We start from the raw sequence: 18,494 nt of genomic DNA, 5'->3' as shown, positions 1-18,494 counted from the left end.
CGATGTCCGTGGTCCTCGGATACGACGAATCACCGGGCGCCGAGCGGGCCCTGCAGGTCGCGCTGGAGGTGGCCACCGCCTTCGGCGAACCCCTCGTCCTCGTCTACGGGGCGGCCGCCCCGGGCCCCACCGGCGAGGAGTCCCGCGCCCACCGGGAAGCCGTCCGCCAGGCGGGCCGCAACGCCCTCGAGCACGCCGTCCGGGAGGCCGACGCCGCCGGCGTGCCCTCGACCGTCGAGGTGGCCGACGAGAAGCCCGCCCAGGCACTGCTCGACGCCGCCCGACGCCACGACGCCCGTGTCATCATCGTCGGCAGCTGGGGGGACAGCCCGATGCGCGGCGCCCTGCTCGGCTCCACCCCGCACAAGCTCCTGCACCTCTCGCCGATCCCCGTGCTGTGCGTGCCGACGGAGGGCGCGCCGCGATGAGGCGGACGGGGAGGCCGCCGCCCTAGGATGCTGCGATGACGGAACTCCAGCGGCTCCGAGCCGAACACGCACCGGCCCTCCTCGCGTTCGAGCGCGCCAACCGCGCCTACTTCGCGCAGTCGGTGCCCGACCGCTCGGACGCGTACTTCGCCGACTTCGACGCCCGTCACGGCGAACTCCTCGCCGGGCAGGCAGCGGGCCGCGACCACCTCCACCTGATCATCGGCGGCGACGGGGAGGTGCTGGGGCGGATCAACCTGATCGACGTCGAGGACGGCTCCGCCGAACTGGGCTTCCGCGTCGCGGAGAAGGCCGCCGGACGGGGCCTGGCCACCAGCGCCGTCCGGCAGGTCCTGCTTCTGGCGGCGGACACGTACGGCCTGCGGACCCTGCGCGCCTCGGCGGCCGTCGACAACACCGGATCCCGCACGGTGCTGCTGCGCACCGGGTTCCTGCCGACGGGGGAGACCGTCCTGGACGGCCGTCCCGCGATCCGCTACGAACGCGACCTGGCGGCGGGACGGCAGCAGCCGGCGGGCGCCTGAACAGCCGTCAGGCACCCGCCGGCCGGGGCCGGTCGTCAGGGGCGGGAGAGCGCGCCCTCGGGCGGCGCCGGCACCCCGTCCGGCGCGGGCACCTCCTTGGCGCGCAGCCGGGTCAGCGCCGGGCTGGTGATGGCTGTCGTCACCAGTGCCATGAGGACGAGCATGGTGAACAACTGCGGTCCGATGACGCCCAGTTCCAGTCCGACGTTGAGCACCACCAGCTCGGTCAGCCCGCGGCAGTTCATCAGCGCGCCGATCGACAGGGCCTCCCGCCACGGTCTTCCACAGGCGCGCGCCGCCCCCGAGGCGCCGCCCCACTTGCCGAGGAAGGCGACGGCCAGGATCGCGCCCGTCCACAGCCACAGCTCGGGCGAGGCCGTCAGTCCGCCGATGTCGGTGCGCAGGCCCGTGTGCACGAAGAACAGCGGCAGCAGCACGGGCACCGTGAAGGCGCGCAGCCGGGCCGCCGAGACCTCGATGCGCCCTCCGGTGCGCGGGGTGACCACACCGAACAGGAACGCGCCGAACAGCGCGTGCACGCCGATCAGGTCGGTGGCCAGCGCGGACACGCTCAGCCCGCTGAACAGCGCCACCAGGACCGCCGCGTCCCCGGCCCGGTCGGCGCGGGCCGCCCAGCGGGCCAGCAGCGGCCGCACCGCGTACAGCATGACCAGCGTGAAGGCCACGGCGAGCCCGGCCGTGGTGGCCGCCTCCACCGGGGACCCGGCCGAGGAGAGGGCCACCACCAGGGCGAGCAGGCACCACGCGACGACATCGTCCACGGCCGCGCAGGCCATGGCGAGCGCCCCGAGCGGCGTCCCGTACAGGCCCCGGTCGATGAGGATCCGGGCCAGGACCGGGAACGCCGTGATGCTCATGGCCACCGACATGAACAGGATGAACGGCGTCCGGCCCACGCCGTCCGGGGCGAAGCCGTCGTACATCGCGACCGCGAGGAGCGCGCCCAGGGCCAGCGGCAGCAGCATCCCGGCCTGGCTCACGGCGACCGCGACGCGGGTGTGACCGCGCAGGTTTTTCAGGTCGAGCTCCAGTCCGACCAGGAACATGAAGGCGAGCAGCCCGAGCTGGCCGAGCACCGAGGTGTACGGCAACACGGACGCCGGGAACAGCGCGTGCTGGGCCTGTGGCCAGATCCAGCCCAGCAGGGACGGGCCCAGCAGGATGCCGGTGGCGATCTCGCCCACCACCGGGGGCTGGCCGAACCGGCGGCAGACGGAGGCTCCGACCTGGCAGGCGAGGATGACCGCCGGGACGGCGACCAGCAGGGCGGGCAGCGGGTCAGCGGACGACACGGGTGCCTCCTTCGGGCGCGCCGGGGCGCAGCGCGGCGGACGGGTCGAGGCGGGCGGCCGGCGGCGGGGCCGCGGCCGCCTGCGACCACTGGGCGTAACGGCGCAGACCGTACAGCAGGGGCTGCGGATCCTCCCGTACGGTCACCCGGTGGACCTCGGCGAACACGGCCGTGTGGTCCCCGAAGCCTATGGTCCTGACCACGGCGCAGTCCGCGACGGCATGGGCGTCCGCGGTCAGGTGCGGCCCGCCCGCGCCCAGCGGCAGCCGCCACTCGACGCGTTCGAAGCGGTCGGGGGCGCCCGAGGCGAACAGGTCGGAGGCACCGCGGGCCCGCTCGTGCAGCAGGTTCAGAGCGAAGGCCCCCTGGTCGAGGACCACCGCGAGCGTCGGGCTCGCCGCCCGTACGCACACCACCAGCGTGGGCGGATCGAGGGCGACGCTCGCGACGGAACTGCAGGTCAGGCCGTGGGGCACAGTGTCCGAATCCAGAGTGGTGACGATGGACACCCCGCTGGGGAAGGCGGCCATGAAGGGCCGCAGATCCGCGCGGCGGTCTCTGGCCGACTCGTCCGGCGCGGCGGGATGGGGCGCGGAGCGGTGGGGCATGTCTGACTCCTGAGGTGGCTGGAAGCGACTGCGGCCCGGCAGCCGGCGGAGTGCCGTGCTGCCGGGCCGCAGATGCGGGGGGCCTTACGCGCCGTGCAGTTGGCGCAGGTAGTCGTACGCGCTGGGGAGGGTCTCCAGCAGGTTCTGCTGCTGGCGCTTGACGGTGTCGAAGAGGGGTTCGGCGCCGGCCACCGATTCGGGCCGGTGCGCGAGGGTGGGCAGCGGGGCGTCCGGCTCCAGACCGAGGCCGGCGAAGATGCAGTAGTAGCTGCCGTTGGTCCAGAAGTTGCGGAACTCCGCCTCGAAGTTGCCGTAGTACGTGGACTCGTCGGTGATCGGGGAGTTGATGGGCAGACCGGCCTTGTAGGCGGAGATCTTCTGCTTGATGTTGTCGGGGAGGACCAGCTTCTTGTTGGCCTGCCAGAACGGCGTGTCGTTGCGCGGCGCGTAGAAGAAGTGCGCCTGGATGAAGTCGCGGGTGTCGTCGAACATCACCTCGATCTCGTGGTTGAAGCTGTCGATCAGACCCTCGTTGAAGGTCTTGTCCGGGAAGTGCTTCGCCAGCTGGTAGATCGCGGCCGTGATGAAGTAGATGCCGGTCGACTCCAGCGGCTCCAGGAAGCAGGACGACAGGCCGATGCTGACGACATTCTTCACCCACGCGCGGCGGTTGCGGCCGACCCGGAAGCGAATGTGGTTGAACTTCGTCGACTCGGCGTCCAGGCCCCACATGTCGGCGAACTCGGCGGTGGCGGTGTCCTGGTCGGTGAACTTGCTGGAGTACACGTAACCGGTGCCGAAGCGCCCCAGCATGGGGATCTTCCACGCCCAGCCCGACGACATGGCGATCGCCGAGGTGTACGGCTCCACCCCGCCCGCCTCGTCGTCGTGCGGGACGGCGGTGGCCACCGCGCTGTCGCACAGCAGGTGGTCGCTCATGTCGATGAACGGTTCCTGCATCGCCTGGTTGATCAGCAGCCCGCGGAAGCCCGAGCAGTCCACGAACAGGTCGGCGTCCAGGGCCAGTCCGCCCTTGGTGTGCAGGGTCGTCACGTGCCCGCGGGAGTCCTGCTCGACCCGGACCATCTCGTCCTGGACGTGGTTCACGCCCTGCTTCTCGGTGGCGAAGCGGCGCAGGAAGTCGGCCACCAGCTGGGCGTCGAAGTGCCAGGCGTACCGGGTGGCCGGCCGGCCGTCGAGCCAGCGCGGGGCCTTCATCGCGTCCATCACGGGGGGCTCGCGGAAGCAGGCGTAGTCGAACGGCTCGGTGGTGCGGCCCTCGTACTTGCGCTTGAACCAGTAGTGCGACAGCGGCGTCTGGTCGTAGTCCGGCAGCAGACCGAAGGGGTGGTAGAAGTGGTCCGGGCCGCCGCCCGGCAGCTCCCGGGCCGTCGACTCGCCCTGCCCGCCGGTGCGCCAGTTCACGAAGCGCACGGCCATCTTGAAGCTGGCGTTGCACTCCCGCATCCACTCGTCCTCGGCGATCCCCAGGTAGTCGAAGAACGAACGCTGGAGATTGGGCACGGTCGCCTCGCCGACCCCGATGCGCGGGATCGTCGGCGCCTCGAGGACGGTGATGTCGACCGTTCCCTGGAGCGCCTTGCCGAGATATGCGGCCGTCATCCAGCCGGCCGTGCCGCCTCCCAGGATGACGACCTTCTGAAGCCGGGTGTCGGTGCTGGTCATGAAACAGCCCTCATTTCGGAGTCGGCGGTTCGGGTGGTCGTGCTCATCAGTGTCGAAAAACGCCCTATCACCGCCCTACACCGAAAAGATCCGGCCGTTGTAGGCCCGATATAGGCCCCCCGAACACACTCTTCGCAGGCAGAGCGGCAGGCGGCACGACGACCGGGAGGACGCGATGACCACCGCAGCGACCGAGACAGCGGGGCCGGCGGTACGCGTCCGCTTCCTGGGCGATTTCGAGCTGACCGTGAACGGCACCCCCGTACGGCGCTGGCGGGCCGGCAAGGCCCGCGGCCTCTTCCAGTACCTGGTCGTCCACCGCGGCCAGATGCTCACCCGCGACCGGCTCTACGAGTCGCTGTGGCCCGGCACCGACAGCACCGCGGGCAGCTCGCTCAAGGTCGCCGCCCACGCCCTGCGACAGGTCCTCGACGCCCACCCCGACCGCCCCGGAGACTCCGGGATCCGGCTGGTCTACCGCGACTTCGGCTACGTCCTGCACGTCACCGGCCTGTGGTGCGACCTCGACCGCTTCCAGGAGCTCGTGCACGCCGGCCTGCGCGCCGCCGGCGCCGGCGACACCGTGCTCGCCCGGACCCGGCTGCGGGCCGCGATCGCCCTGTACGGCGGCGAGTTCCTGCGTGGCGAGAGCGCCGACTGGGTCGTCGAACAGCGCGAATACCTCAGGGCCCTGGTCCTGCGGGCCCTGGGCGTGCTGCGCGCCGACGCCGAGGACCGCGAGGACTTCGTGGAACTGATCGAGCTCTGCAAGCGGACGCTGGAGATCGACCGCCACCACGAGGAGACCTACCGCGCTCTGATGGCCGCACACGGCCGCCGCGGCGAACTGGCCTGCGTACGACGCTGGTACGAGTTGTGCGCCCGCCGGATGCGCGACGAGCTGGCCGTGGCGCCCGGCCAGGAGACCCAGCGGCTGCTGCGCACCCTGATCCCGTCCGCCGCCCGCGCCGCCGCTCCCGCCCAGGCCCCGGCCTCCGTCGGCGGCGCCCCCGCCACGGTCCGCGCGCTGCGGCCCGCCGGCCGCCAGCCCGCAACCCCTCCGTGGAGCGCGGAGGTCCGCACCTCCGCCCTGGCCCGCCAGGTCCGCAGGGCCAGGCCCGACAACCGGGCCCCGGCCGTCCTGGCCCGCGCCGCGGACCCCGCGACCGCGTGACCCACGCAGCTGTTCAGCGAGCCCGTGAATCCCGTGACCGAGTGAGGAACCCACCGTGACCGTGCTGACCGTGCCGACCGCGCCGCAGGACTCCAGACCGCCCGGCGGCGAACCGAACGCGGCCCCGCTGCCGCCCCGTTACACCGACCAGTGGATCGGCGGCGCCTGGGTCCCCTCCGAGGCCGACGGCCGCCTCGTCGTGACCGACCCCGCCACCGAGCGCGCCCTGGCCACGGTGCCCGCCGGCACCGCCCGGGACGCCGACCTCGCGGCCCGGGCGGCCGCCGCGGCCTTCGACGGCTGGGCGGCCACCCCGCTGCGCGAACGGACCGCCCTGCTGCGCAGGGTCGTCGAGGCCATGGAGGTACGGGCCGAACGCTTCGCCGAGGTCATCACCGCCGAGGTCGGCGCGCCCGCCCGGATGGCCCGCCACACCCACGTCGGACTGTCCCTCGGCATGGCCGCGCACTGCGTCGAGACCGCCGCCTCCTACGCCTTCGAGGAGCGCGTCGGCCACTCGCTCGTCGTGCGCGAGGCCGCCGGAGTGGCCGCCTGCATCACGCCGTGGAACACCCCGCTGCTGCTCACCGTGCAGAAGATCCTCCCGGCCCTGGCCGCCGGATGCACCGTGGTGCACAAGCCGAGCGAGATCACCCCGCTGCACGCCCGGCTGCTCGCCGAGGCCATCGCCGAGGCCGACCTGCCGCCGGGCGTCTTCAACATGGTCGTCGGCACCGGCGACACCGTCGGCACGGCACTGGTCACCCACCCGCTCGTCGACGTGGTCTCCCTGACCGGTTCCACCCGGGCCGGGCGCGACGTCGCCGCCCTCGGCGCCGACCGGATCAAGCGCGTCCACCTCGAACTGGGCGGCAAGAACGCCAGTCTCGTCCTCGACGACGCCGAGCTGGCCCCGGCCGTCGCCGCCACCGTCGACCAGATGCTCTTCAACACCGGCCAGACCTGCCTGCAGTGGAGCCGGCTGCTGGTGCCGCGCGAGCGCCAGGACGAGGCGGTGGAGCTCGCGATCCGGGCCATGGACGGCTACGTCACCGGCGACCCGCGCGACCCCGCGACGGACCTCGGCCCGCTGGTGTCCGCGGCCGCGCACGCCCGCGTCACCGGATACATCCGCCGCGGCGCCGAGGAGGGCGGAGCCCGCCTGGTCCACGGCGGCCCCGACCGGCCCGACGGCCTGGACACCGGCTACTACGTCCGGCCGACGGTCTTCGCCGACGTCGACCCGCTCACCACGATCGCCCAGGAGGAGATCTTCGGGCCGGTGCTGTCCGTCATCCCCTACGACGACGAGGAGCAGGCCGTCCGGATCGTCAACGGCACCCGCTACGGGCTGCACGGCGCGGTCTGGTCCGGCGACGACGCCCGCGCCGAGCAGACGGCGCGCCGCTTCCGCTCCGGCCTGGTCGACGTCAACGGCGGCCAGTTCAACCCGGCCGCGCCGTTCGGCGGGTTCAAGCAGTCCGGGATCGGACGCGAGTGCGGCACGGCCGGGCTGGAGTCCTTCCTGGAGACCAAGTCGATGCAGCTCCCGCAGGGCGAGGGCGGCCAGGTGGTCGGCCCGCGGCTGCGGGCCACCGAGGCCGCCCGCCCCGCGGACACCGAGAGGAACCACGGATGACCGAGCCCCATGCCGGGCCGGCCGGGGCGAACGCCCCGGGCGGGCTCCCGCCGCTGTTCGCCCGCCTGGAACGGTGGACCCGCGAGCAGCCCAACGAGACCGCGGTCAAGGCCGTGGACGGCAACCTCACCTACGCGGCACTGACCGCCCGCACCGCCCGCTACGCCGCCGCCCTCACCCGCGCCGGAGTCGGCCCGGAGACCTCGGTGGGGCTGCTGCTGGGCCGCTCCCGCGAGAGCGTGCCCGCCCTGCTCGCCGTCTGGAGCCTGGGCGGGACCGCCGTACCGCTGGACCCCGGACACCCCGTGGAACGCCTCGGCGGCGTACTGCGCGACGCCGGGGCCGTGGTCCTCGTCGCCACCGGCGTGCCCGCCGGCCTGGAGACGGGCGGGACCGTCCTGCTGACCCCCCGCGAGGTCCGCCGCGGCGCCCCCGGCGCGCTCGCCGTGTCCCCGCCCGCCCCCGACAGCTGCGCCTACCTCATCTACACCTCCGGAACCACCGGCCGCCCCAAGGGCGTCGAGGTCACCTACCGCGGCCTCGACACCTTCGTCGAAGCCCTCTCCGGACTCGGCCTGCCCTCCGGCGGACTCGGACTCAACGCCGTCTCGCCCGCCTTCGACGGCTGGCTCTGGTGCACCCTGCTCTACCTCGTCCACGGCCAGGGGGTGGCGCTGACCGACCTCTCCCTGGACGGACTGCGGCAGGCCGCCGCGGAGGGCCGCGAGCCGCTGCCCGCCGGACTGCGCACCGTCTCCCTCACCCCGTCGCTGCTCGCCGCCCACGGCGCCGGGCTCGACTCCGCCGAGGTGGTCGTCGTCGCCGGGGAGGCCTGCCCGGCCGCGCTCGCCGAACGGTTCGCCCAGGGCCGCCGGCTGCTCAACGTGTACGGGCCGACGGAGGTGACCATCGCCGCCACCTGGGCCGACAGCCGACGAGGGGACGACGTGACCAGCATCGGACGACCGCTGCCCGGCTACCGGGCCTACGTACTGGACGAGGAGCTGCGGCCGGTGCCCGCGGGCACCGAGGGCGAGCTCTACCTCGGCGGGCCGGCTGTCGCCCGCGGCTACCGGGGCCGTCCCGGACTCACCGCGAGCCGCTTCCTGCCCGACCCGTTCCAGGGCGGCGGCACCCGCATGTACCGCACCGGCGACGTGGTGATCCGCCGCGACGGCGGCGAACTGGAGTACCGGGGCCGACGGGACGACCAGGTGAAGGTCCGCGGCCACCGCATCGAGCTCGGCGAGGTGGAACGCGTCGCCGCCGAACTCCCCGAGGTCGTCGCCGCCGCCTGCTGCCCGCTGGCGGCCGGCCAGACCCTCGGCCTCGCCGTCGTCGCGGCACCCGGCGTCGCCGACCCGGCCGGTCTCGCCACCCGGGTCGTGGAGCGCTGCCGCAAGCAGCTGCCCGCCGCGGCGGTACCGGCCACCGTGCGGGTACTGGACCGGATCCCGACCCTGACCACCGGAAAGGCCGACCGCGCCGCGCTGGCCCGGGCCCTGGAGCAGCCGGAGGACGGTGACGGACCCGGCGCGGCCGGGGACGGCACGGTGAGCGCCAGCGAGCGCACCGTGATGACCGTGTGGGCCGAGGTGCTCGCCACCGAGGTCCCCGGCCCCGAGTCGGACTTCTTCGACCTGGGCGGCCACTCCCTGGCCGCCGCCCGCGCGGTCTCCGAGCTGCGCCGCGCCACCGGACTGCGCGTCGGCCTGGGCGCGCTGCTGGCCCGGCCGACGGTCGCCGACGTCGCCGCCGAGATCGACCGGCTCGCCGCCGAACAGGGCGGGCCCGCAGCGGATGCGGCCGCCGCCGCCGAAGGGGCGTAGGCCATGGGAACCTGGATCTCCACCTGGGCGCCGGACCCCGCCGACCCGGCCCTGCCCGTGCTGCTGTGCCTGCCCCCCGCCGGGGCCGGCTGCCAGCAGTTCCGCGCCTGGCAGCCCGCGCTGGACGGCACCGCGCAGGTGTACGGCGTACAGCTCCCGGGCCGGGAGAACCGCTGGCGCGAGCCGATGCCGGACACCTTCGACGAGGCCGTCGAGGCCATCGCGGCCGAACTGGTGTCCACCGTCGGGAACCGGCCGCTGATCGTCTTCGGCCACAGCTTCGGCGGCCTCCTCGGCTACGAGGTCTCCCGCCGGGTCACCCCGCGCGCCCTGGTGGTCAGCGGCTGCCGGGCCCCCGGCCACTGGACCGGAGCGGGCCGCGGCATCGTCGACGACGGAGAGGAGCTGGACAAGCTCTTCGACACCGCCGACCTCGACCCCCGGCTGCTCGACGAGGACACCCGCGCCCTGATGGTCGGAATGCTCCGCAAGGACGCCCAGCTGTCCTTGAGCTACGTCCACCAGCCCGGCACCCGCCTGTCCGTACCCGTGCACGCCTGGGGCGCCGACGGCGACGAGACCGTCAGCTCGGCCGACCTGGACGGCTGGGCGGCGGTCACCACCGCCGGCTTCACCCGGCACACCACCACCGGCGGACACCACGCCGTACTGCGCCGCCCCCAGCCCGTACTGGACCACCTGAGCGCCCTGCTGCGGGGCGAGGGCGCGGCCCTCACCCCGACCGCCTGACAGCCCGCCCGCACCCATCGGCCCGAGCCCGGAGGACACCGTGCCCACCACCCACCAGGTCCTCGTGAACCACGAGGGGCAGTACGCGCTGTACCCCGCCACGCGCGAGACGCCCGACGGCTGGACACCGGCCGGCTTCGACGGCACCGAGGACGAATGCGCCGCCTTCGTCGACGCCCACTGGCCCGACATCCGCCCGCTCAGCCTGCGAGGAGCCTGAGATGGAGATCGACCTGCTCGACCCGGGCCCCTTCGGCCGCAACGACTTCTGGCCGACGTTCACCTGGCTGCGCGCCAACTCGCCGGTCCACTGGCACCCCGAGCCCGGCAGCGACGACGGCGGCTTCTGGGCGCTCAGCCGGCACCGCGACATCATGAAGGTCTACGCCGACAGCGACACCTTCCTGTCGGCCCGCGGCATGCGGCTGGGCAGCGACCCCGCCGCCGTCGCCGCGGTCGCCCAGCGCATGCTCATCGTCTCCGACGTCCCGCACCACACCCGCCTCAAGCGGGCCCTCGGACAGGCCTTCGGCCCGCAGCAGATGCCCCGCCTCGAAGCCCTCGTCGAACAGGTCGTCGCCGACCTCGTCACCGAGGCCGCCGAACGCGACGAGCTGGACTTCATCGACCTCGCCAAGCAGCTGCCCAACCGGGTGGTCTGCGCCATCCTGGGCATCCCGCGCCCCGACTGGGCCTGGATCGGCGCCCTGACCACCGACGCCTTCGACTCCCCGGACGAGGCGGTGCGCAGCAGCGCCCACTCGGAGATCTTCCTCTACTTCATCGAGCTGCTCGCCGAACGCCGGGCCCGCCCCGGCGACGACCTGGTCAGCCAGATCGCCCACGACACCCTCGTGGACGAGGGCGACGGCAGCGAACGCCCGCTCAGCGACCACGAGATCGTCTTCAACCTCAACGGCGTGCTGTCCGGAGCCAACGAGACCACCCGCTACTCGGCGGCCGGCGCGGTCCACATGTTCGCCGAGCACCCCGACCAGTGGCGGCTGCTGCGCGGCCTCGGACCCGACGGCATCGCCCCGGCCGTCGAGGAGATCCTGCGCTGGACCACGCCCGGGGTGCACGCCCTGCGCACCGCCGCCCGCGACACCGAGATCAACGGGATCCCCGTCGCCGCAGGCGCCCGCGTGACGCTGTGGAACGTCTCGGCCAACCGGGACGAGGACGTCTTCGCCGACCCGCACTCCTTCCGCGTCGACCGCCGCCCCAACCGGCACGTCGCCTTCGGGCACGGCCGCCACCTCTGCCTCGGCGCCCGCCTCGCCCGCTTCGAACTCGGCGCCTTGCTCACCGAGATGCTCGCCGTACTGGACGGGTTCGAACTGACCGGTCCCGCCACCTTCAACTCGTCCAACTTCACCTGGGGGATCAACAGTCTCCCCGTGCGGCTGCTGCGCAGCCGAGCCTTCGCGAAGTAAGAAAGGGCCCGTACTGTGACCACCGCACTCGTCGACTTCAACCGTTCGGACGCCGCGTTCCCCACGACCGGGTACCCGGAACTCCTCGCCGGACAGGCCGCCCGCACCCCCGCGGCCACCGCCCTCGCGCAGGGCGACCGCACCTGGACCTACGCCGAACTGGAAGCCGCCACCAACCGCCTGGCGCACGCGCTGATCGCCCGCGGCGCCGGACCCGGCACCAGGGTCGGCCTCTGCTACCCGCGCAGCGCCGAATACGTCCTGGGCTCCGTGGCGATCCTCAAGACGGGCGCCGCGATCGTCGCCCTCGACCCGGTCAACCCCGACGACCGGCTCGCCGCGATGATCGCCGACGCCGACCCGCTGCTCGTGCTCACCCCGGCCGAACTCGCCCGCCGGATACCCGAGGACGTCCCGCGTGCCGAGGTCGCCACCGCCGGCCAGGGGATGCCGGACACCGCGCCCGCGTCCGTGACCCGCCCCGACACCGTCAGCCACCTCATCTACACCTCCGGCTCCACCGGCACCCCCAAGGCCGTCCTGGAGCGGCACGGCGCGCTCACCAACCTGGTCCACTGGACCACCCGCGCCTACGGGGTCCTGCCCGGCGACCGCGCCTCCTGGATGTCCACCCCCGGCTTCGCCGTCCAGATCATGGAGTGGCTCGCCTACCTGCCGGCCGGCGCCGCGATCCACATCCCCGAGGCGGGCCAGGCGCAGACCCCCGAGCAGATCCGCGACTGGCTGGCCGGCGAGGGCATCACCCACACGATGCTGGTGGCCGCGCTGGCCGAGTCCGTGTGGGGCCTGCGGTGGCCGGCGGACACGGCGCTGCGGATCCTGGTGACCACGGCCGAGCGCGTCCACAGCTGGCCGCCCGTCGACACCCCCTTCCGCGTGGTGATGACCTACGGCACCACCGAGACCACCAACGTGCTGTCCTGCCTCGACCTCGGCACCGGCACCGACTTCACCAGCCAGGCCACCTCCGAGGAGGTCCGCGCCACCCGCCAGGTCCCGGTCGGCGTCCCCATCGCCAACCTCCGCGTCCACCTCCTCGACGAGGAAGGCCGCCCGGTCCCCGAGGGCGAGGTCGGCCGGCTGCACGTCTCCGGCGCCGGCGTCGCGGCCGGATACCACGGCCGCCCCGAGCTCACCGCCGCCAAGTTCCTCCCCAACTTCGTCGAGGGCGACCCGCACCCGGTGCTCTACGACACCGGCGACCTCGCCCGCCGCCGCGAGGACGGCGCCGTCGAGCTCCTCGGCCGCTCCGACTCCCAGGTCAAGATCCGCGGCTTCCGCGTCGAGCTCGGCGAGGTCGAGACGCACATCGCACGCCTCGACGACATCGCCGAGGCCGTCGTCGTCACCCAGGAGCGCGGCCCCGGCGACAAGCGGCTCGTCGCCTACGTGTCCCCGGCCGACGGGGCCGAACCCGACTCGGCCGCGGTGCGCGCCGAAGTCGCCCGCACCCTGCCCTACTACATGGTCCCCGCCGCCGTCGTCGTGCTGCCCTCCCTCCCGCGGCTGCCCAACGGCAAGGTCGACCGCCGCAGCCTGCCCCAGCCCCCCGAAGGCCGCGACGGCGTCGGCGCCGGCTACGAGGCGCCGCGCAACGAGGTCGAGGACGCCCTGAGCCGGCTGTGGGCCGACGCGTTCCGCACCGACGGCGTCGGCATCCACGACAACTTCTTCGAGCTGGGGGGCCATTCGCTGCTCGCCTTCCAGCTCATCGACGAGATCCGCCGCCGCTACGGCGTCGAGCTGAGCCTCTCCGACCTGTCGACCTGCCCCACCGTCGCCGAACTCGCCACCCTGGTCACCACCGAACGCGCGGGCGGCCGCGGCTCCTTCGGCGGACTCCCGGCGATCGTCCCCGACCCGGCCGCCCGCTTCGAGCCGTTCCCGCTGACCGAGAGCCAGCAGGCGCTGTGGATCGGCCGCGGCGGGCTCGTGGAACTCGGCAACGTCGGTTGCCACGGCTACTTCGAGTGGGAGAGCGAGAAGCTCGACGTGCCCCGCTTCGAGCGAGCCTGGCGCCGCCTCGTCGAACGCCACGACGCCCTGCGCACCCGGGTCCTGCCCAACGGCACCCAGCAGGTCTTCGAGGAGGTCCCGGACTACGAGATCCCCGTCACCGACTTCGGCGGCCTCGACGAGGAGACCCGCGCGGCCGAACTGGCCGACCTGCGCGAGCGGCTGTCCCACCAGGTGCTCGACGCCGACGCCTGGCCGCTGTTCGACGTACGGATCAGCCTGCTCGGCGGCGGACGGGCCCGGATCCACCTCTCGCTGGACTTCCTCGTCGCCGACGCCTGGAGCTACTTCCAGGTCCTCATCCCCGACCTGGTCACCTACTACGTGGAACCGGACGCCGAACTCGCCCCGCTGGAGCTGACCTTCCGCGACTACGTGCTCGCCATCGGCAACTCGCTGCGCGACAGCGAGATCTACCGCCGCTCCGAGTGGTACTGGCGCGACCGCCTCGCCACCCTCCCGCCCGCCCCCGAACTGCCCGAGCGGCCGGCCGACGCCCCCGAGCTGCCCGTCCGCTTCGAACGGCGCAGCCACGTCGTCTCCCCCGAGCAGTGGACCCGGATCCAGGAGCGGGCGCACGCCCGCGAGGTGACCCCCTCCGGAGTGCTGGCCGCCGCCTACGCCGAGATCCTCGGCAAGGCCTCCGGGCAGGCCCGCTTCACCATCAACTTCCCGCTCTTCAACCGGCTCCCGCTGCACCCCCAGGTCAACGCCCTGCTCGCGGACACCACCACCACCCTGCTGCTCGCCGTCGAACAGCAGGACTCCACCTTCGCCGGACGCGCCCAGGCCGTCCAGCGCCGCCTGTGGGCCGACCTGGAGCACCGCTACTTCAGCGGGGTGCAGGTCCTGCGCGAACTGACCAAGCTGCGCGGCTCCCTCGCCCCGGCCATGCCCGTGGTGATGACCAGCCTGGCCGGCCACCCGCCGCAGTACGAGGAGACCGAGCTGGGCGCCCCGGTCTACGGCATCTCCCAGACCCCCCAGGTCTCCCTGGACTTCCAGGTCTTCGAGAAGCCCGAAGGACTCACCTTCAACTGGGACTTCCTGCCCGCCGTCTACCCCGACGGCCTCATCGACACCATGTTCGAGGAGTTCACGGCGCTGCTGGAGGCCCTCGGCGAGGACGAGGCCTGGGAGCGCCACTCCCCGCCGCCCGGCGCGGACGGCGCCGGCGCGGCCAAGGCCGAGGAGCGCGACACCGGCGACGCCTGGGAGCGCTACTGGGCGGGCATCAGCCGCACCGGCCGCGGCGGCGACGTCATCTGGGACGCCGACAGCGGCGAGGAGTTCCAGTGGCTCCTCGACCAGGCGCAGCGCCACTTCCGCGGCGACCTGCCGCTCATCGACCTCGGCTGCGGCAACGGCCGCTACAGCCGCGAACTCGCCCCGCACTACCCGCGGGTCGTCGGCGTCGACGTCTCCGCCAGCGCCATCGACCACGCCAAGCGCGAGGCGGAGGGCGTGGCGAACGTCGACTACCTGGCGATCGACATGACCGACGCCGAACAGGCCGCCGTCCTGGGGGAGGGGCCCTACAACATCTTCGTCCGCGGCGTCTTCCACGTCCTGGACACCGAGGCCCGGGCCCGGCTCGCCGCGGTCGCCGACCGGCTGCTGGGCGACGAGGGAACACTGATCGTGCACGAGCCCGACTACTCCAGCAACTCCTTCGGCTACCTGGGCTTCGTGGGCGGCAAGCGGGGCCGCGCCGAGGACCTGGTCGGCCCGCTGGAGGCGGCCGGCGTCCGGCACTCGCACCGCTTCACCCGGCCCGAACTGGCCGAGGCCTTCGGCGCGGACGGCTGGGAGATCGTCGAGGACGAGGCGATAGAACTCCACGCCATCGACCCCCGGTCGGACTCCGACGCGCTGCGGCTGCCCGGCTACTACGCGGTGCTGCGCCGCAGGCGCTGATGGCCGGTCTCGCACTGGCCGGGCCGACCGGAGCGGTGCTGGCCGCGGCCGGGGACGTACGGGAGCTGCTGACCCGTACCGAACTGGACCGCGCCGGCGCCCTCCGGTCGGCCGCCGACCGGGACGACTTCCTGGCCGCGCACGCACTGGTCCGGCTCTGCGCCGGGCGGCTCCTGGGCCGCCCGGCGCAGAGCCTCACCGTCGTTCAGAGCTGCGGCTCCTGCGAGCGGCCGCACGGCAGGCCCCGGCTCGTCGAGGCGCCCGCGACCGCCGTCAGCCTCGCGCACGCCCGGGGCTGGGTCGCGGCGGCCGCGGCCGACGGCCCCGTCGGCGTGGACGTGGAGGCCGTCGACGGCACGGACGTGGACTGGCGGACGGCTGAGGCCGTCTGCACCGCGAAGGAACTGGCCGCCCTGCGGTCGGCCACCCACCCGCGGCGCGCCTTCCTGCGCCAGTGGGTACGAAAGGAGTCCCTGGTCAAGGTCGGGGCGGGCACGCTCGACGAGCCGGCCCGCCTCGACGTTCCCGTGTACGGGCAGGAGCCGCCGCGCTGGCACGGCTGGCGGCTGCTGGACTGGGGCTGCGCGCAGGCCGTCGGATGTGTGGCGGCCCGCGAGGAGATGCGGCTGCGGCTGCTCGGCTGAAAGACTGGACACGTGGAACGACGTACGACCGAACGGCTGCTCAGGGCACGCGCACAGGCGATCGGGGGCGAGGTCCGGGAGGACTCCGTCGCCGCCGTCCTGGACCGGGTGCTGGCCGTCCAGGCCCAGGACCTGCCCGCGGCGGAGCTCGGGCTGCGGGCGCGGGCCCGCGGGCTGACACAGGAGGCGGTCCGCCGGGCCACCGACATCGAACGCACGGCCGTACGCGGCTGGTTCATGCGCGGCACCCTCCAGCTGGTGCCCGCCGCCGACGCCCGCTGGCTGCTGGGCCTCTTCGGCCCCGTCTACCTCGCGCTCGCCGCCCGGCGCCTGCGCGAACTCGGCCTGGACGAGGCCCTGTGCGCGCGCTCGGAGCGGCTCATCGCCGACGCGATCGCCGCGGAGGGCCCGCTGACCCGCGCCCGGCTCACCGACCGGCTCACCACCCTCGGCGTCGAGCCGAAGGGGCAGTCCGCCTTCCACCTCATCCGCCGCGCGGCCCTGGCCGGCGTGATCTGCCACGGACCGCAACGCGACGGTGAGGCCACCTTCGTCCTCCTCGACGACTGGCTGCCCGACACCGGACCCGTCCCCTACACCGGGGAAGCGGCCGTACGGGAACTCGCCCGGCGCTACCGATCGGCCCACGGGCCCTGCGACGCCCTCGACTTCGTCCACTGGTCGGGGCTGAAGACCACCGCCGGCAAAAACGCCTGGGCCGCCGTACGGGACATTGCCCCCGACGCCCCGCCCGTCCGCGGCGAACCCGACGTGCGGTTGCTGCCGGCCTACGACAACTACCTTGTCGGCTATCGCAGCCGGGACCTCTCGGTGCCCGCCGAGCACGAGCGCCGGGTGTGGCCCGGCGGCGGGCAGATCCGCGCCACCGTGGTGGTCGACGGCCTGGCCGTCGGCACCTGGTCGGGCGGCCGCCGCGGGACGCCGGTCAAGGTCGAGCCCTTCCCCGGGACCGAGCCCCTGAGCCCCGCCGTGGCCGCCGGGATCGCCCGCGAGAGCGCCGACATCGCACGCTTCTCCAGCTGAACTCATCGCATGTCTACAAGCGTTCTATAGTCCCGGAATTCATAACCGGGGTCTAACTCCGGGTCCATAGCGTCAGTGCCGTCCGACAATTCCGTACCCAATCAGAAAAGGGCGTCGACATGGCACTCGGTCGGCATTCCGATTTCAATCGCCTGTGGTTCGGGCAGACCGTCAGCAACTTCGGCGACAAGATCTCCCTTCTCGCGCTACCGACCCTCGCGGTCGTGGTGCTGGACGGCGGAGCCTTGGAGGTCGGCGTGCTCGGCGCGCTGCGCTTCCTCCCCTTCCTGCTGCTCGCCCCGATCGCAGGGCTGGTGGCCGACCGGGTCTCGAGGCGCACCGTCATGATCGTCGCCGACCTGGGCCGCTTCCTGGCCCTGGCCACGATCCCGCTGGCGTTCGCGCTCGACTCCGTCACCATGGCGCATATCTTCATCGTGGCCGGCATCACCGGCTGCCTCACCACCTTCTTCGAGGTCTCCTACCAGTCCTGGCTGCCCCAGCTCATCGGCACCGAGAACCTCATCGAGGGCAATACCAAGCTCCAGATCAGCCGCAGCGTCGCCGAGGCGGTAGGCGCCGGCGCCGGTGGCGCGCTCATCCAGCTGCTCGGCGCCGCACGCGCCATCACCGCCGACGCGTTCACCTTCCTCATCTCGCTCATCGCCCTGCTGGTCATCCGCCACCGGGACGTGCGCGAGCGGACCGAGGAGCGGAAGGCCTCCGCGAAGGCGGAGATGCGGGAGGGCATGAAGACCCTCTTCGGCAACCCGATCCTGCGCGGCCTGTTCACCGCCAACGTCGTGGTCAACCTCGGTGCCGCGATGGGCGACGCCATCCTGATCGTCTACGCCTACAAGGAGCTGAACCTCAGCCCCGGCCAGGTCGGCATCGCCTTCGCCGTCATGTCGGTCTTCGTCATCGTCGGCGCGGTCCTCTCCGAGGTCGTCTCCAAGAGCCTCTCGGTCGGCCGCCTGCTGGTCATCACCGCGGTCGTGCTCGGCGCCGGCTACATCCTCGTCCCGACGGGCGGCGCGGTCGGCGGCTTCGTCGGCCTGATCGTGGTCCAGGCCGTCATCGGCTTCGTGTCCCCGATGTTCGACATCCACGTCCTCAGCCTGGTGCAGGGTGTCACCCCGAACGAGCAGATGGGCCGCGTCAGCGGCACCGCCCTCTCGGCGGTGTACGGCGCCCTGTCCCTCGGCTACTTCGCCGGCGGTGCACTCGGCGAGGCGATCGGCCTGACCGGCGGCCTCGCGGTGGCCGGCACCGTCACCATCATCGGCGGCCTGACCCTGCTCAGCGGGCCGGTCGCCAAGATCAAGGAAATGCCCGGCGGCGACGACACCGCCGAGGAGGGATCTCCGGCCGCGGACGAGACCCGGATCACCGCCTGACGGTCCGGCCCGGCCCCCCGGGAGCGGGTGCCCGCCCAGCGGCACCCG

At 73.3% G+C, this 18,494-nt stretch carries 15 protein-coding genes; 12 read left to right on the top strand and 3 right to left on the bottom strand.

The annotated features are described in order from the left end of the window. Positions 1-2: 2 nt before the first annotated feature. Entirely contained in the window at positions 3-428 is a 426-nt protein-coding gene (locus AVW11_RS02775; protein WP_076043100.1) for a universal stress protein, read from the top strand. Positions 429-463: 35 nt separating this feature from the next. Continuing rightward, positions 464-973, top strand: coding sequence for a GNAT family N-acetyltransferase (locus AVW11_RS02770; RefSeq protein ID WP_030845391.1), 510 nt, complete (start codon positions 464-466; stop codon positions 971-973). Positions 974-1,008: 35 nt separating this feature from the next. Here AVW11_RS02770 and AVW11_RS02765 read toward each other — a convergent pair whose 3' ends face one another. The 3 genes from AVW11_RS02765 to AVW11_RS02755 all read right to left on the bottom strand — a co-directional run bounded on the left by AVW11_RS02765 (position 1,009) and on the right by AVW11_RS02755 (position 4,579). Then, positions 1,009-2,286 carry a cation:proton antiporter domain-containing protein gene (locus AVW11_RS02765; RefSeq protein ID WP_078093668.1) on the bottom strand — a complete coding sequence of 426 codons (1,278 nt, stop codon included), beginning with the start codon at positions 2,284-2,286 and terminating at the stop codon, positions 1,009-1,011. Further along, entirely contained in the window at positions 2,273-2,893 is a 621-nt protein-coding gene (locus AVW11_RS02760; RefSeq protein ID WP_225884601.1) for a flavin reductase family protein, read from the bottom strand. The genes AVW11_RS02765 and AVW11_RS02760 overlap by 14 nt, the downstream gene beginning before the upstream one ends. An 84-nt stretch (positions 2,894-2,977) precedes the next feature. Continuing rightward, positions 2,978-4,579 carry a tryptophan halogenase family protein gene (locus tag AVW11_RS02755; RefSeq protein WP_030845397.1) on the bottom strand — a complete coding sequence of 534 codons (1,602 nt, stop codon included), beginning with the start codon at positions 4,577-4,579 and terminating at the stop codon, positions 2,978-2,980. 175 nt (positions 4,580-4,754) lie between these two features. Between AVW11_RS02755 and AVW11_RS02750 the strand changes: the two genes are divergently transcribed. The 10 genes from AVW11_RS02750 to AVW11_RS02705 all read left to right on the top strand — a co-directional run bounded on the left by AVW11_RS02750 (position 4,755) and on the right by AVW11_RS02705 (position 18,446). Continuing rightward, on the top strand, positions 4,755-5,753 hold the full coding sequence (locus AVW11_RS02750) for an AfsR/SARP family transcriptional regulator (protein ID WP_076043099.1): 999 nt from the start codon (positions 4,755-4,757) through the stop codon (positions 5,751-5,753). Between the two features lie 127 nt (positions 5,754-5,880). Further along, a complete protein-coding gene (locus AVW11_RS02745) occupies positions 5,881-7,392 on the top strand; it encodes an aldehyde dehydrogenase family protein (RefSeq protein WP_076043151.1) in 1,512 nt (503 codons plus the stop codon). Then, positions 7,389-9,221, top strand: a complete 1,833-nt coding sequence (locus tag AVW11_RS02740) for a non-ribosomal peptide synthetase (protein ID WP_079250482.1) — start codon at positions 7,389-7,391, stop codon at positions 9,219-9,221. Before AVW11_RS02745 ends, AVW11_RS02740 begins: the two co-directional genes overlap by 4 nt. 3 nt (positions 9,222-9,224) lie before the next feature. Further along, on the top strand, positions 9,225-9,971 hold the full coding sequence (locus AVW11_RS02735; protein WP_076043098.1) for a thioesterase II family protein: 747 nt from the start codon (positions 9,225-9,227) through the stop codon (positions 9,969-9,971). Between the two features lie 16 nt (positions 9,972-9,987). Next, the gene (locus AVW11_RS02730; RefSeq protein ID WP_076043097.1) at positions 9,988-10,191 is read left to right on the top strand and encodes an MbtH family protein; all 204 of its coding nucleotides are present in this window, start codon (positions 9,988-9,990) and stop codon (positions 10,189-10,191) included. A 1-nt stretch (position 10,192) separates the two neighbouring features. Further along, a complete protein-coding gene (locus AVW11_RS02725; protein ID WP_030845407.1) occupies positions 10,193-11,407 on the top strand; it encodes a cytochrome P450 in 1,215 nt (404 codons plus the stop codon). A 15-nt stretch (positions 11,408-11,422) separates the two neighbouring features. Continuing rightward, complete coding sequence (locus tag AVW11_RS02720; RefSeq protein ID WP_076043096.1) at positions 11,423-15,361, top strand: non-ribosomal peptide synthetase; 3,939 nt, start codon at positions 11,423-11,425, stop codon at positions 15,359-15,361. Next, on the top strand, positions 15,361-16,005 hold the full coding sequence (locus AVW11_RS02715) for a 4'-phosphopantetheinyl transferase family protein (protein WP_076043095.1): 645 nt from the start codon (positions 15,361-15,363) through the stop codon (positions 16,003-16,005). The genes AVW11_RS02720 and AVW11_RS02715 overlap by 1 nt, the downstream gene beginning before the upstream one ends. Positions 16,006-16,017: 12 nt before the next feature. Further along, a complete protein-coding gene (locus AVW11_RS02710; protein ID WP_060179037.1) occupies positions 16,018-17,049 on the top strand; it encodes a winged helix DNA-binding domain-containing protein in 1,032 nt (343 codons plus the stop codon). Positions 17,050-17,168: 119 nt separating this feature from the next. Next, a complete protein-coding gene (locus tag AVW11_RS02705) occupies positions 17,169-18,446 on the top strand; it encodes an MFS transporter (RefSeq protein ID WP_060179036.1) in 1,278 nt (425 codons plus the stop codon). Positions 18,447-18,494: the final 48 nt, after the last annotated feature.

Origin of the sequence: Streptomyces amritsarensis (assembly GCF_001953875.1) — a bacterium.
GTDB lineage: Bacteria > Actinomycetota > Actinomycetes > Streptomycetales > Streptomycetaceae > Streptomyces > Streptomyces amritsarensis.
Note: the sequence above shows the minus strand (reverse complement) of the source record. Positions and strands in the feature narration are given on the sequence as shown.